The organism is Pseudoalteromonas maris (assembly GCF_049257235.1).
GTDB lineage: Bacteria > Pseudomonadota > Gammaproteobacteria > Enterobacterales > Alteromonadaceae > Pseudoalteromonas.
The window spans coordinates 341426-354922 of sequence record NZ_JBMMUF010000002.1; the positions used below are offsets into that span (position 1 = coordinate 341426).

At 43.5% G+C, this 13497-nt stretch carries 16 protein-coding genes and 2 tRNA genes; 11 read left to right on the top strand and 7 right to left on the bottom strand.

Going from position 1 to position 13497, the window contains the following annotated elements:
• Nucleotides 1–18: 18 nt before the first annotated feature.
• A complete protein-coding gene (locus tag AAEU32_RS04545; RefSeq protein ID WP_421969334.1) occupies nt 19–879 on the bottom strand; it encodes a fructosamine kinase family protein in 861 nt (286 codons plus the stop codon).
• Nucleotides 880–1014: 135 nt separating this feature from the next.
• Between AAEU32_RS04545 and AAEU32_RS04550 the strand changes: the two genes are divergently transcribed.
• A complete protein-coding gene (locus tag AAEU32_RS04550) occupies nt 1015–1695 on the top strand; it encodes a DUF445 domain-containing protein (protein WP_421969335.1) in 681 nt (226 codons plus the stop codon).
• A gap of 49 nt (nt 1696–1744) precedes the next feature.
• Here the strand turns inward: AAEU32_RS04550 and AAEU32_RS04555 are convergent, their stop codons facing one another.
• Nucleotides 1745–2110, bottom strand: coding sequence for a DUF3718 domain-containing protein (locus AAEU32_RS04555; protein ID WP_421969336.1), 366 nt, complete (start codon nt 2108–2110; stop codon nt 1745–1747).
• 405 nt (nt 2111–2515) lie between these two features.
• Between AAEU32_RS04555 and AAEU32_RS04560 the strand changes: the two genes are divergently transcribed.
• Both AAEU32_RS04560 and AAEU32_RS04565 read left to right on the top strand, forming a co-directional pair.
• Nucleotides 2516–3898: an amidohydrolase gene (locus AAEU32_RS04560; protein ID WP_421969337.1), complete on the top strand. Its 1383-nt coding sequence runs from the start codon at nt 2516–2518 to the stop codon at nt 3896–3898.
• Between the two features lie 11 nt (nt 3899–3909).
• Nucleotides 3910–5127, top strand: a complete 1218-nt coding sequence (locus AAEU32_RS04565) for an amidohydrolase family protein (protein ID WP_421969338.1) — start codon at nt 3910–3912, stop codon at nt 5125–5127.
• Between the two features lie 57 nt (nt 5128–5184).
• On the opposite strand, the gene AAEU32_RS04570 is transcribed toward AAEU32_RS04565, so the two are convergent.
• From AAEU32_RS04570 to AAEU32_RS04590, 5 genes are read right to left on the bottom strand one after another with little or no spacing between them, the layout of a single operon-like run.
• Nucleotides 5185–5514 carry a TusE/DsrC/DsvC family sulfur relay protein gene (locus tag AAEU32_RS04570; protein ID WP_421969339.1) on the bottom strand — a complete coding sequence of 110 codons (330 nt, stop codon included), beginning with the start codon at nt 5512–5514 and terminating at the stop codon, nt 5185–5187.
• The gene (locus AAEU32_RS04575) at nt 5514–5777 is read right to left on the bottom strand and encodes a DsrH/TusB family sulfur relay protein (protein ID WP_421969340.1); all 264 of its coding nucleotides are present in this window, start codon (nt 5775–5777) and stop codon (nt 5514–5516) included. Before AAEU32_RS04575 ends, AAEU32_RS04570 begins: the two co-directional genes overlap by 1 nt.
• 2 nt (nt 5778–5779) lie before the next feature.
• Nucleotides 5780–6136 carry a sulfurtransferase complex subunit TusC gene (gene tusC, locus AAEU32_RS04580; RefSeq protein WP_421969341.1) on the bottom strand — a complete coding sequence of 119 codons (357 nt, stop codon included), beginning with the start codon at nt 6134–6136 and terminating at the stop codon, nt 5780–5782.
• The gene (gene tusD / locus AAEU32_RS04585; RefSeq protein ID WP_421969342.1) at nt 6133–6486 is read right to left on the bottom strand and encodes a sulfurtransferase complex subunit TusD; all 354 of its coding nucleotides are present in this window, start codon (nt 6484–6486) and stop codon (nt 6133–6135) included. The genes tusC and tusD overlap by 4 nt, the downstream gene beginning before the upstream one ends.
• Before the next feature lie 56 nt (nt 6487–6542).
• A complete protein-coding gene (locus AAEU32_RS04590) occupies nt 6543–7208 on the bottom strand; it encodes a Bax inhibitor-1/YccA family protein (RefSeq protein WP_421969343.1) in 666 nt (221 codons plus the stop codon).
• Between the two features lie 224 nt (nt 7209–7432).
• Between AAEU32_RS04590 and AAEU32_RS04595 the strand changes: the two genes are divergently transcribed.
• The 8 genes from AAEU32_RS04595 (at nt 7433) to nhaC (ending at nt 13456) form a co-directional block, all read left to right on the top strand.
• Nucleotides 7433–7523: transfer RNA gene (locus AAEU32_RS04595), tRNA-Ser, on the top strand.
• Nucleotides 7524–7565: 42 nt separating this feature from the next.
• Nucleotides 7566–7656: transfer RNA gene (locus AAEU32_RS04600), tRNA-Ser, on the top strand.
• Nucleotides 7657–7876: 220 nt separating this feature from the next.
• On the top strand, nt 7877–8266 hold the full coding sequence (locus tag AAEU32_RS04605) for a hypothetical protein (RefSeq protein WP_421969344.1): 390 nt from the start codon (nt 7877–7879) through the stop codon (nt 8264–8266).
• A gap of 126 nt (nt 8267–8392) precedes the next feature.
• Nucleotides 8393–8854, top strand: coding sequence for a free L-methionine (R)-S-oxide reductase MsrC (locus AAEU32_RS04610; RefSeq protein ID WP_421969345.1), 462 nt, complete (start codon nt 8393–8395; stop codon nt 8852–8854).
• A complete protein-coding gene (locus AAEU32_RS04615) occupies nt 8851–9129 on the top strand; it encodes a hypothetical protein (protein WP_421969346.1) in 279 nt (92 codons plus the stop codon). Before AAEU32_RS04610 ends, AAEU32_RS04615 begins: the two co-directional genes overlap by 4 nt.
• A gap of 14 nt (nt 9130–9143) precedes the next feature.
• On the top strand, nt 9144–9788 hold the full coding sequence (gene proQ, locus AAEU32_RS04620; RefSeq protein WP_421969347.1) for an RNA chaperone ProQ: 645 nt from the start codon (nt 9144–9146) through the stop codon (nt 9786–9788).
• 14 nt (nt 9789–9802) lie between these two features.
• Nucleotides 9803–11833 (top strand): carboxy terminal-processing peptidase, encoded by a 2031-nt coding sequence (prc, locus tag AAEU32_RS04625; protein ID WP_421969348.1) that lies wholly within the window; start codon nt 9803–9805, stop codon nt 11831–11833.
• A gap of 156 nt (nt 11834–11989) precedes the next feature.
• Entirely contained in the window at nt 11990–13456 is a 1467-nt protein-coding gene (gene nhaC, locus AAEU32_RS04630) for a Na+/H+ antiporter NhaC (protein ID WP_421969349.1), read from the top strand.
• The last annotated feature ends 41 nt before the right edge of the window (nt 13457–13497 follow it).

Below are 13497 nucleotides of genomic sequence, written 5' to 3' on the forward strand. Positions count from 1 at the left end.
GCGAAAAATCTACGTCAATCATTTCAAAAGGTTATCAATCGTTTCTTTTGCTTGAGCAAGGTATTGGCCCGCAAAAATATTTGCATGATTCAATAAATGATAGAGATTATATATGGCTTCTCGTTGTTCAAAGCCATATTGCAACGGGTAATGATGTTGATATGCATCGTAGAAGGTGGATGGGAAAGTACCAAATAACTTGGTCATGGCGATGTCTACTTCTCTGTCACCGTAGTAACACGCAGGGTCAAAAAAGCAGGGAACGCCGTTGTGAAACCCTGCATTTCCTCGCCATAAATCACCATGTAGCAAGCTAGGTTTTATATGATGGTGATGCAGCGCTTGTTTTACGTAGTCTACAAAACTATCGATATCACACAACACAAAGCCTTTTTCTGCTAACAACTGAAGTTGCCAACCGATACGCTCTTCACTAAAAAACACATCCCACTTTTTATGCCACTGATTGGGCTGCACGGTAATGCCAATGTAGTTTTCTTGCTCGTTGCCAAACATACCTTGTTCGTGTTTGCTATGCATAAGTGCGAGGTACTCACCCATTTGTGACCAGTTATGTGACTCATTGGCATCAAGATCTAACCACTCTAGGACATTAAAGCAATACTCCACTGAGGTCCCGGTGAGAAGACAATCAGGCACCATAAACAGGGATTCTCTGGTGAGCAGTGCAAGGTCTTGCGCCTCACATTCAAATCGTTCTAGCGCACTTAAGGGGGCGACCTTAACGAAGTATTGCTGGTTACCATCGGAGATTCTATAAAAGTGATCCGCAGACGAGTGGCGAAGGTGCTGTTTAACTTTGATATCAAACGGCGCATTAAGGGTATCGCTAAGAGACTGAGCTAGGGCATTCCACATAATAGCAAAGATATAAATTTCTTAGGTACAACAAGTATGGCAAAGTTCTGATTCACTGCAAAATTTTCATTGTACAGTGTCACGTAAAAGTTAAAATAACTGCCGTATGTATGACATGAATTGGAGTTACCACTTGTGAATAAAAGTAGCATTACTTCATTGGTGGCGTTTAGCGCAACCTTAATTGGTTGGTATGTGCAATTGCCACTTTTATTAACCATGGGGTTATTCGCTTTGTCGGGGGCACTAACAAATTGGCTTGCAGTGCATATGCTGTTTGAACGAGTTCCTTTTCTTTATGGCTCGGGTGTTATTCAATTGAAATTTGAAACCTTTAAAACCGGTATCAAAGAGTTAGTCGTTAATCAGTTTCTTACTCAAGAGAATCTCGCAAAAGTAAGTGATACAGAAGCGCACATAGATTTTGCTCCTGTTATATCGCAGTTAGACATGTCGCCCGCATTTGACCGCTTAGTGGATGTAATAGAGCAATCGCAATTCGGTTCGATGTTGGCTATGTTTGGTGGCTCAGCTGCACTAGAGCCGATGCGGGAACCATTTTCTCAAAAAATGCGAGTGGCAATGGTTGATATTGTGTCTAATGAGCATACTCAAACCCTCCTTGCCCAACATATCACCGCAAATGATACGCTACGGCAGCAAGTACTCGTGCTTGTTGATGAGCGATTGGCAGAACTCACACCTGCAATGGTTAAAGAGATTATACAAACAATGATTAGGAAGCATTTGGGGTGGCTCGTTGTTTGGGGAGGCGTGTTTGGTGCTGCCTTTGGCTTACTTGCTCACTATTTATAACCACACACAAAAAAGCCCGCTTGGGCGGGCTTTTTAGCAAGTGATTCTGTTATTTTGAACCAACCACTACGTTGAGTTTGTCGCCATGAACCTTCGCTAGGTCACGGATTGATGTTTCTGTAAGTGGAGTGATGTTCAAACGTTTCATACTGCGTTCGAATCCATATAAACTTGCAAATTGACGAACAGTGAGGTCGTTACACTGTAAATCATTCACAACAAGATGAGTTCTTGCGCGATGATAGTCCATTGCTTTTTTCAATTTAAGCGGACTGTCTTTTGTAATCGCCATGCATAACTGAGTGCCAACAGAATTATCGGCAGCAACAAAGCGTTGTTCGTCTGCTGATACATTCATTGATAGAGCGCCTAATATAACAGCGCCAGCTGAGCTTAACAGAGTTGTGCGTTTCATGAGTTTCTCCTTAACGGTGCGTTGGGTGCTCATTAAGTATGTACGCTCTTTGTTGTTACGGCATGAACAGAATAAGTCCAAATGTAAGAAGGTATGTCAGTTGTGAATATATAAACGTAAGGTACTGATTTCAATTAATTAATGGTCCGTTATTGTTTACAAAAATACCCAAAAAAAACGCAAAAAAAATTTGTTTTTTGTTCATTGGGGATTTTGTACCCCATAGCTGTGAGGTTTGTTACGTAACATGTAACATTTGCTTCTGAAAACGAGAAATATGTTAGCGAAATCCTGTGTTATTACTCTATTAATAGCGTTTGTCTTAATTTACCGTAGGTTAACCTTATTTCGTCGCAATTACGTACCGGATTAGTTACAGTAAACAAAAAAGGAGTGATGCAAACAATGCTAAAAACAACATCAAGCCTGAGTGTATTGGCCATGGCTATTGCACTTGCGGGGTGCCAACAAGAGGGCCCTCAAGGCGAAAAAGTAACAATAAACAAAAACCCTTACCCTAGTACATATCAGCCGTTACCGAGACAAAGCACACTGTTTACCAATGCCACCGTTTTAGTGGGTGATGGCCAGCGTATTGATAATGGTGATGTATATGTGGTTGATGGCAAAGTCCAGCAAGTAGGCGAAGATTTGCAAGTCAATGCTGATGTGACGATTGACGCGCAAGGTAAATGGATCACCCCAGGTATTATCGATGTGCATTCACACTTAGGTGCTTACCCAAGCCCGTCGGTTGCTTCTCACCAAGATGGTAATGAAATGACCGGGCCGGTTACGTCTGAAGTATGGGTTGAGCACTCAGTATGGCCTCAGGATCCGGGCTTCAACCGTGCACGTGAGGGCGGTATCACCAGTTTACAAATTCTGCCAGGTTCAGCAAACCTCATTGGCGGGCGCAGCGTCACATTGAAGAATGTTCCTGCTCACACTATGCAAGCTATGAAGTTTCCAGACGCGCCGTATGGTCTAAAAATGGCCTGTGGTGAAAACCCTAAGCGCGTGTATGGCAGCAAAGGAGTTTTACCATCAACACGTATGGGTAACATGGCGGGCTACCGCAAAGCATGGTCTGAGGCAACAGAGTACAAGCGTGCTTGGGAGCAATACGAGGCAGACTATGAAGCGGGTAAAAATGTTGATGCCCCTAAACGTGATATTCAGTTAGATACGCTACGAGGCGTATTAGATGGCGAGATACTCATCCATAACCACTGCTACAAAGCAGAGGAAATGGCAATGATGATAGACCTGTCAAAAGAATTTGGTTATCACGCTGGCACATTCCATCATGGTATCGAAGCCTATAAAGTGGCCGATCTGCTAGCTGAGAATGGTAACTGCGCAGCACTGTGGCCAGATTGGTGGGGCTTTAAAATGGAAGCCTATGACATGGTGCAAGAAAATATCGCCATCGTGGATGCAGTAAAGAATTCATGTGCAGTTGTTCACTCGGACTCGGATACAACTATTCAGCGTCTTAACCAAGAAGCGGCGAAAGTCATGTATCGTGCAAATGAAAACGGCTTTGATATTGACGAAGCTCACGCTATCAAGTGGATTACGTCAAACGCAGCAAAGTCTTTGGGTATCGATGACAAGACGGGTTCACTCACTGCGGGTAAGCAAGCAGATATCGTCATTTGGAATAACAGTCCATTTAGCGTTTACGCCAAAGCTGAGCAGGTGTTCATTGACGGTGCAAAAGTATATGACCGCAACGACGAAAAATACCAAGCTCAAAGTGATTTTATGTTAGGCCAACGCTAAGGAGAATAAGGATGAAACTGTTTACACTAACATCAGTTGCCGCAGCCCTAGCGATGAGCTCATCGGTTGCAGCACAAACAATGGCAATTACGAACGCTACTATTCATACCGCAACAGAGCTGGGCACGCTTAGTAATGCTTCAGTGATTATTGAAAATGGCAAAATAACAGCTATCAACCCGGACCAAGTTAACGCAGATGTGATAGTTGACGCTCAAGGCAAGGTCTTAACACCTGGTTTTATTGGTTCACGAAACCAACTTGGCTTAGTCGAAGTAGGTGCTGTGGCAGAGTCTCGTGACGGTGCTGATAAAAAAGCGTCAATTACCTTTGACCCAAGTTCAGCATTTAACCCTCGTTCGTCTTTAATCCCATACGCTCGTAAGGGCGGTGTCACTAAAGATGTGATCACTCCAAGCGGTAGCGAAGGTATTTTTGATGGCATGGCGGCGGTTGTGTCACTGAGCGGTGAGTTTGACAGTGTTGCTCAAAAGCATGTTGCGCTTGCTGTAGATTTGGGTGCGAAGCGTGAAGGTTCACGTGCTTTGTCATTAGCGCAATTAGACGACAAGCTAGACGCATTCAAAAATAAAGAGAAGAAAGACGACGACAAAGCTAAGCCTGAGGATAAAATTCTCGAAGGTGTTTTCGCTAAGGAAATCCCGCTTCTGATCAGCGTGTCTCGTGCGTCTGACATGCTTGAGTTGCTCAAACTCAAAGCCAAGTACGATGTTGAAATGGTATTTGCTGGTGCACAGGATGCAGTACTTATTGCGGATAAACTTGCAGCAACGGGTACACCTGTAATTATCAGCGCAATGGATAACTTGCCTGGCAACTTTGACTCTATGCATGCTGATTTAGCGAATGCGGGCAAGCTTGAAAAAGCTGGTGTTAAAGTTATTCTAACCATCGCCGGTGACAGCGCGCATAATCTGTATCAACTTCGTTTTGATGCCGGTAATGCCGTTTCATATGGCATGAGCCCTGAGGGCGCATTAGCTGCTATCAGTAGTAATGTGGCAGAGGTGTTTAATATCAATGCCGGTGCAATTGCTGTTGGTAATGCAGCTGATATGGCACTATGGAGCGCAGATCCTTTTGAAATTAGCACAAAGCTTGAAAAGGTATGGATAGACGGTGTGGAAGTGTCCACTGATTCACGCCATGATAAGTTGCGTGAGCGTTATACGACTGAGTCAGATATGCCTCGTGCATATACTAAGTAATATCTTAGGCAATATGAAAGAAGGCGCCATCTGGCGCCTTATTTCATTCAATGGGTATTAGATACAGCGTGCTGGCTTTGGTAGCCCAGCGATTTTAGTCGCTTGCTTGGCTGGGCCTTTAGGGAATAGTTTGTATAGGTATTTACTGTTACCTTTGTCTTCCCCTAGCTTTTTTGCCATCGCTTTTACCAGCATACGAATAGCAGGGCTAGTATCAAACTCTTCATAGAAATCACGCACAAACATGATCACCTCCCAGTGGGCATCTGATAGCGAAATGTTTTCACCCTGTGCGATAACAGGAGCAAGCTCCTTTGACCATTGAGTGCTATCTAATAAGTAACCTTCTTTATCTGTTTCTAACTGCTGTCCGTTAAATTCAATCATTATTCACTCACACATCGTGTGTAGGTCAATGTCAACTCTACCCACTTTTCATCGCTAATTAGCTGTACTTTCGAAGCTCTAGGTTGCGCGCCTCTGCCTATGACGTCTTCCTCTAGTGCATATATAGGCACGTTAAATTTGCAAAATGCATCGGCATTATAACAAGCATCGGCACGAAGGAGCAGCGCGTCATCGTTGCCAAGTTTGTTGTGCAGATCAGTGCTATGAGTCACTGGTCGACTGATTATAAAAAGCGTATTCATCGTTATATAACCACCACATAGTCAGCTTGAGAAATCAATTCTTGCTTTTGTATGCTTGTTGCTTTGTGAACATCAATCAGCAGCTCCTCGCTTTGAAGGCCATGCATAGTCAGAGCATCAGTGCATACATACACTTGGTCAACGTCATAAAGTTCAAGCATCTTAATCGCTTTGGTAAAATCTTTATGGCCCAGTTGCTTTGGTGATTGACTCGGTGTTAATGCCAGCACTGCGTCGTTTTCAATTAACCAACTTACTTGTTGGTCGATAGCGGCAAAAATGAGCACCATATCCAACGCTTCTTTTAAGCTTTGGTGGTAGTAGGGCGCCTCTTTACTAATGACTAATATCTTTCTCATTTGAACTGCACCCACTTGTCGGCAGCACTCGTCAGCATGGCAAATTCAGCTAGGCCGGAGACATTAAATGCGCTGCTATCATCTATCGCTATGCCACGTTTTCCCGCAGCAGTGATACACACTTGCACGTCGATATTTAAATCAAAGATGCGCGACCATATATTCTCTGGGTTAAACTCGTCATTGCTTACATCAAAGTTATCGCAGGCATGATATACGCCATCTTGATATAAAAATATGCAGGAAATTTGATGTCCTGCTGCTATTACGCTTTGGCTAAAGCGATAAAGTGCCTGTAAGGTGCAGACATCGCTAGGTGAGCTATGTAAAGAAAGTACAAAGTTTGCCAAATTCAATCCAAAAAAAAGCCCCAATTAATGGGGCTTATTCTAGCAAATCCTGTGGATTAGTCATCCGCTGCGCCAAGAAGGTGAAGCAAAGATGTGAATAGGTTATAAATATTCAAATAAAGACCAACTGTTGCGCGTACATAGTTAGTCTCGCCACCATTAATAATGCGGCTGGTATCAAACAATATAAGGCCAGACATGATGAGTACTACAGCAGCATTAAGTGCCATAAACATAACTGAGCTGCCGATAAAGATGTTTACGATGCTAATGACGATTACTGCAATCAAGCCCACCGTTAAGAAGCCACCCATGAATGAGAAGTCTTTTTTAGTGGTTAGCGCGTAAGCAGACAAACCAAAAAATATTAGCGCTGTTGAGCCAAGTGCTTGCATGATAAGCATTGGGCCGTTTGCCATCGCTACATAGTGGTTAAGAAGCGGGCCTAGGCCGAAACCTAAAACACCTGTGAAAGCGAACACCCAAAGTACACCCGAGGCTGTTTCCGCTTTCTTGTTAATAATGAAAAGCATACCAAAGGCGACCAATGAGCAAATAAGCCCCGTAAAGAACGGAGGGTTAATCGCCATTGAAATACCAGCTGTCACCGCACTAAAGGCAAGTGTCATCGCCAGTAAGAAATATGTGTTTTTTAATACTTTGTTTGTTTCAATGGTCGACATCACCGGCTGAGCCGAGCTGTACGAATTGTTAAACGCCATTGTGAAACTCCTTTAAGTTAATCAATCCCCGAATACTTCGGTGTATCCGAGATTAAGACTATCAAGACTTATAAATATGGGCAAACCTTTCACTTTCAATACGCTATAAAATCGCAAAATCGATCTAAAAACAAACAAACTAGACAAAAATTAAGCGTTTAAACAAAAAATTCAAAATAACACTTCACAAACGCAATTCATTTATCTAATATTCGCACCGCTGCGGAGAGATGGCTGAGTGGTTGAAAGCACCGGTCTTGAAAACCGGCATACGTTAATAGCGTATCTAGGGTTCAAATCCCTATCTCTCCGCCACTAAATTCAGTTTAGGTGAAACATCATCTAAACAACCGTATTGGAGAGATGGCTGAGTGGTTGAAAGCACCGGTCTTGAAAACCGGCATACGTTAATAGCGTATCTAGGGTTCAAATCCCTATCTCTCCGCCACATAAGAAGGGGCTTACTCATCGAGTAAGCCCCTTTTTGCTGTTGTAATTCTTTATCCTTCACCCACGCATTTGCCTTGTTATTAGACTAAGGTCCAGTTTGGTATTTGATTCTCTTTCTGCGACTCTAAGGTGTGTTGATCTTTGATTGGAGCAAAATGCATACCTCAAAGACAAAGATGGCCTAGTATCGATATGTGATAATAAGAGAGAGTTCCAACATGAAGCACAAACTCGCTAAAGCAGTTTTATATTCACTTCTTGCCCCTGTAATTATTGGTGTCTGTATAGGCATCTATTATGCCCTCGGGGCCGATCAAAATGGTTCGCAGATATTTTTCAGTGTTTTACTTTCGGCACTAGCAAATGCACATATTGTTGGCTTATCCATGGCACTGTTTGTGGTTCCTAGCTACTTACTGATGTTCAAATACCAAAAAGTCCACTATAGCGGAGTGCTTACCCTAGGTTTGGTTGGGGGCGCTTTTTTTAGTTATTTACTTGGTGCAAGTGTGGGATTTCTATTGATTGTTAATGCCGTTATGGCAGCCCTTGGAAGTGGTCTTTTTCTCTTTGGGTTGAGGCGAGTCAACCGCGAAATTACGCTGTAATGCCTTAATTTTAATCAACTAGCCACTTTTAGTGCTTTGATGCCAATTTTTTCCCTCGAAAAGGTTTCATTTGCGCGCTACAAAGAGTACCTTAAACACTGCGTATTCTATGTGAAGTAGTATTTGATGAGCAAAGAAGATTTTTATCGCTCTTTGACAGAGCAAGCACAAGCCTTAATTGCCGATGAGCCTAATTTAATTGCAAATTTAGCTAACATCAGTGCGTTGTTATATATGTCCCTTGAGGATATTAATTGGGCTGGTTTTTACCTACTGGAATCGCCAGAGCAACTCGTGCTTGGCCCATTCCAAGGCAAACCTGCCTGCGTGCGCATTGAAGTAGGCAAAGGTGTATGCGGCAGTGCTGTAGCCGAAGATAAAACTCAACTTGTTTTTGATGTGCATCAGTTTGAAGGACACATCGCATGTGATGCTGCGTCTAATTCAGAAATTGTTATCGTGGTTAAGAAAAACGGCGAAGCAATAGGCGTTTTAGACATCGACAGTCCAAGTGTCGGGCGCTTTGATGAAGCAGACCAAGCCGGTCTAGAAAACCTAGTTCGTTGTTTAGAAAAGCACATTGCATGAAAGATCTACTAAGCGTACATGATTACCTATTTTCGATTGTAGACGTGGGTGATTGGGAAGGGGATGAAGAGCTGGTATGTGAGCGTTTAAACGAACTCATTCACCACGCTTGGGAGCGCCTGCCCGATGATCTTGGTTGCGATCATATCGACAGTATCATCACTGGTATTTGGGAACACCTTCGTGGCGATCTTGCATTAATAGATGCGGAGCCCGAAGAGCTACTAGACTGGGTTGAACACTATATAGACTCTGCTCAAGATGAGCTGATGTAAATTAAGGTTTAGAAATGGAAACCACAAACAAGCTAAAAGACATTAATGAAGTATTGGCATTTCTTTATGAAGAATTTCCAAACTGTTTCAAACAAAAAGAAGGTATCAAACCTCTCAAAGTAGGTATCTTTAAAGACATCGCAGAGCGTATTGATGGCAATGAAAAAGTCAGCAAAACGCAAGTTCGTCAAGCACTTAGAAAGTACACTTCTAACTGGCGTTATCTTGAAGCTGTGGTGAAAAACGAATTCCGTGTTGACCTTGACGGCAATCAAGCAGAAAAGGTTGAACAAGAGCATATTGACCATGCTCAAACAGCGCTTGAGCAAAGCCGTGCCAAAATGGCGAAACGAAAGAAGCCAGCGCGTCCAGCTAGAGACGGTGACACAAAGGGTTACAAAAAACGTCCTCAGGGCAGTGGTAAACCTGCACCAAAAGGCGCTAAAGTCAAAAAAGCGCCAGTAGAACAACCACGTCGTAGTAATAAAGTTGAACCTTTACCAAGCGACAAGGTCAAGGCTAATACCAAAGTAAAAGTAAAATTAGGTCAAGCACTGGTTAACGGCACTATCACTGAAGTCAACAAAGACGAGATCCATGTTGAACTAGTGACAGGTATGCAGGTTAAAACCAAAGCAGACAGCTTATACCTAGTTTAGAAAAGGAGTCGTGCATGAGTAAGACGTTTTCACTCATTCCTCTCGTTGCAGCACTTGTTGCAACATCAACCTTAGCCTCTGTAGATAAGGTAACCATTGCTGATTTGCCTGTGTTGCAACAAGAATCGCAGCACAGCACCGCAAGTAAGCGAGTGACTAACCTCTTTACCCGTGCACACTACAAACCTATTCGTTTTAATGACGAACTTGCTGAGCAAATGTTCGAACGCTATGTCGAGTCATTAGATTATAATCGCAGTATTTTCCTTGCCTCTGATGTTGCTCAATTCGAGCAGTACCGTGACAAGTTCGATAATGCGCTGAAATCTGGCAAACTCGACTTCGCGTACGAGTTGTTTAACTTGAGCATGAAGCGCCGTTTTGAACGCTATGATTACTCTCTTTCTTTACTAGAGAAGCCATTTGATTTCACAAAAGAAGACAAATACTTTTTCGAACGTGAAGATGCTCCATATGCAACAACTGAAGCCGAGCTCAATGAGCTGTGGCGCCAGAAGGTGAAGTATGATGCGCTACGTTTGAAATTAACTGGTAAAGATTGGGAAGGCATCAAAGAAGTGCTTGAAAAGCGCTACACCTATACCCTTAAGCGACTAGTACAAACAAAGAGTGAAGACGCCTTTCAGATTATTATGAATGCGTTTGCACGCTCTATCGAAGCGCACACTTCTTACCTATCACCTCGTCGTGCAGAGCAGTTCAAAATGGACATGGACCTCGAGCTTGAGGGTATCGGCGCTGTACTTAGCTACGACGAAGATTACACAGTCATTCGCTCATTGGTGCCAGGTGGCCCAGCGGATAAGACTGAAACAATTGAACCTGACGATCGTATTATTGGCGTAGCACAGGGCGATAATGACTTTGTTGACGTTATCGGTTGGCGATTAGACGACGTAGTTGACCTCATCAAAGGTCCAAAAGGAACGATTGTTCGCCTGCAATACCTTGAAGGTAAAGACGACCACGGCAGCCCGAAAATTGTTGAAATTACTCGCGACAAAGTGCGTTTAGAAGACCGAGCGGCAAAATCAGAGGTCTTTGAAGCAAGCTACTCAGATTTAACCAGCAAAATTGGTGTCATTGAAATTCCAGGCTTTTACAACAACCTCTCTGAAGACGTCAAAGTTGAACTTGCTAAGCTGAAAGAGCAAAAAGTTGATGGCGTGATCATCGACCTACGTCAAAACGGTGGTGGTTCGCTATATGAAGCGACAAAGCTCACTGGATTGTTCATAGACCAAGGGCCAGTGGTGCAAATACACACACTTAATGGCCGTATTGAACAGCAACAAGACACAGATGGTGTAACCTATTACGACGGCCCACTAACAGTGCTCGTAGATAGATACAGTGCATCAGCATCAGAAATCTTTGCCGCGGCGATGCAAGACTATGGTCGAGCAGTCATTATCGGTGAGCAAACCTTTGGTAAGGGCACTGTTCAGCAGCACCGTGGTTTAGGTCGTAACTATGACTTGTATGACAATAAGTTAGGTAGTGTGCAATACACTATTGCGAAGTTCTATCGCATAGATGGAGGCAGCACACAGCACAAAGGTGTTATTCCAGACATTAAGTTGCCATCACCAATAGAGCCTGCGGAGTGGGGTGAGAGCCAAGAAGATAACGCATTACCTTGGGATAGCATAATTCGCGCGAAATATGCCATGGTAGATAGTTTGGATGAAACAATATCGTTCTTGAGTCAGGCGCACAACCAGCGTGTGGCGGCGGAGCCTGAATTTAGTTATGTGCTTCAAGACATCCAAACATACAAAGAAGAAAAGGATAAAAATTTCATTTCATTGAATGAAAAAGACCGCCTTGCACAACGTGATGAGCGTGAGTCTCAGTCGCTTGCAAGAACAAATGAGCGCTTAAAACGTCTAGGTTTAGAGCCAGTCAAAGATGTTGATGATGCACCGGATGTGTTGGATGACTTTGACCCATTCCTTGAAGAAGCAGCACTAATTACACAAGACTTTATAAAGTACGGGCGCTTAGCCAAAAACAGTAATTAGGCCAGACAGACAGTATGAAAAAGGGCGCCTTGGCGCCCTTTTTGACGTTTAAACGCTGTTAAATTTTTTTCGCTCTGGTAATCTTGGAGCCAATAATAACAATAACCCTAGATGCATCATGCTAGCTCACAGAGCGTCCAGGGCAGGAGAGTCGTTTTGACAACTACGAAACAAGCGAAGTTTATAGATGCTTTAATTCCCATAACAGTGCTGATTTGCTTATTGGGCGCAGCGGTGTATTTGTACGGAGATAACTCCTCATCGGGTCCAAACCAAATTGCGCTTTTATTTGCTACCTTTACAGCCGCGATAGTGGGTTTAAAAAATGGTCATACGTGGAAGACGTTAGAAGAGGCGATGATCAAAGGGATCACCATTTCTTTGGGCGCTATTCTCATTTTATTGATGGTCGGCGCTCTGATCGGTACTTGGTTACTCTCTGGTACTGTGCCAACACTTATTTATTATGGTTTACAGATAATTAATCCTCAGTGGTTCTACGCAGCGAGCGCGATAATTTGTGGTATTGTCGCCATGAGCATTGGTAGCTCGTGGACGACGGCTGCAACTATTGGTGTGGCACTGCTTGGCGTTGCGAATGGTTTGCAACTTGACCCTGTGGTGACAGCTGGTGCAGTCATCTCAGGTGCGTATTTTGGCGATAAGCTCAGTCCATTATCTGAAACTACGAACCTTGCTCCAGCCGTTGCCGGTGCAGATCTCTTTACGCATATTCATCATATGCTTTGGACCACGGTACCGAGTTTTGTTATCGCTATCATCATTTTTATCTTTATGGGATTCAGTGCTGACGTCAGTAATGATGCAACGAGCATCGATAACATGGTCATGCTGCTAGAGCAAAATTTTAGTATTAGCATCATTAATTTAGTCCCCTTGATAGTGCTATTAACCCTGGCTATTCGTAAAATGCCTGCGTTCCCTGCAATATCAATTGGTGCTGTACTTGGTGCCCTGTGGGCACTGCTATTTCAAGGTGATTTGCTGGCCTCTCAAGTCGACTTATCGCAAGGAACCGTTGCCGGATATTTCAAACTAGTCTGGGCAACTTTCTTCGAGGGATTCAGTATTTCAACAGGTGACACCAAAATGGATGACCTGCTCTCCGGTGGGGGCATGGCTGGTATGCTTAATACGACATGGTTGATTATGATGGCGCTGATGTTTGGCGCAATCATGGAAAAAACCGGACTGTTAGATGTATTTGTGCGTAGTATTTTGAAAATCGCTAAGTCAACAGGCTCGTTGATCGCGTCAACCATTGGCACATGTATTGCCACTAACTTGGTGGCTGCAGATCAGTATATCGCCATCGTTGTTCCTGGTCGTATGTTCAAAGAAGAATATAAAAAGCGCGGCCTCGCGCCAGTTAACCTGTCTCGCACCTTGGAAGATGGCGGTACCATTACCAGCCCTCTTATCCCTTGGAACACCTGCGGTGCGTACATGCAAAGTGTGTTACTGATCAACCCGTTTGACTATGCGGTTTATGCCTTCTTTAATTTAATTAACCCGATATTGGCGGTTATCTACGCATATTTTGGTATCAAAATTCTACGTTTAGAGCCAAAGCATCTTAAACAGCAAGAGCAAGCAAGCTAAGCGAATAACAAAACGGGCATCATTGGATGCCCGACTAATTT

Coding starts and splice junctions, on each gene's coding strand:
- AAEU32_RS04545 (WP_421969334.1), bottom strand. CDS start 879: ATGTGGAATGCCCTAGCTCAGTCTCTTAGCGATACCCTTAATGCGCCG.
- AAEU32_RS04555 (WP_421969336.1), bottom strand. CDS start 2,110: ATGAAACGCACAACTCTGTTAAGCTCAGCTGGCGCTGTTATATTAGGC.
- AAEU32_RS04560 (WP_421969337.1), top strand. CDS start 2,516: ATGCTAAAAACAACATCAAGCCTGAGTGTATTGGCCATGGCTATTGCA.
- AAEU32_RS04565 (WP_421969338.1), top strand. CDS start 3,910: ATGAAACTGTTTACACTAACATCAGTTGCCGCAGCCCTAGCGATGAGC.
- AAEU32_RS04570 (WP_421969339.1), bottom strand. CDS start 5,514: ATGATTGAATTTAACGGACAGCAGTTAGAAACAGATAAAGAAGGTTAC.
- AAEU32_RS04575 (WP_421969340.1), bottom strand. CDS start 5,777: ATGAATACGCTTTTTATAATCAGTCGACCAGTGACTCATAGCACTGAT.
- tusC (WP_421969341.1), bottom strand. CDS start 6,136: ATGAGAAAGATATTAGTCATTAGTAAAGAGGCGCCCTACTACCACCAA.
- AAEU32_RS04590 (WP_421969343.1), bottom strand. CDS start 7,208: ATGGCGTTTAACAATTCGTACAGCTCGGCTCAGCCGGTGATGTCGACC.
- AAEU32_RS04605 (WP_421969344.1), top strand. CDS start 7,877: ATGAAGCACAAACTCGCTAAAGCAGTTTTATATTCACTTCTTGCCCCT.
- AAEU32_RS04610 (WP_421969345.1), top strand. CDS start 8,393: ATGAGCAAAGAAGATTTTTATCGCTCTTTGACAGAGCAAGCACAAGCC.
- AAEU32_RS04615 (WP_421969346.1), top strand. CDS start 8,851: ATGAAAGATCTACTAAGCGTACATGATTACCTATTTTCGATTGTAGAC.
- proQ (WP_421969347.1), top strand. CDS start 9,144: ATGGAAACCACAAACAAGCTAAAAGACATTAATGAAGTATTGGCATTT.
- prc (WP_421969348.1), top strand. CDS start 9,803: ATGAGTAAGACGTTTTCACTCATTCCTCTCGTTGCAGCACTTGTTGCA.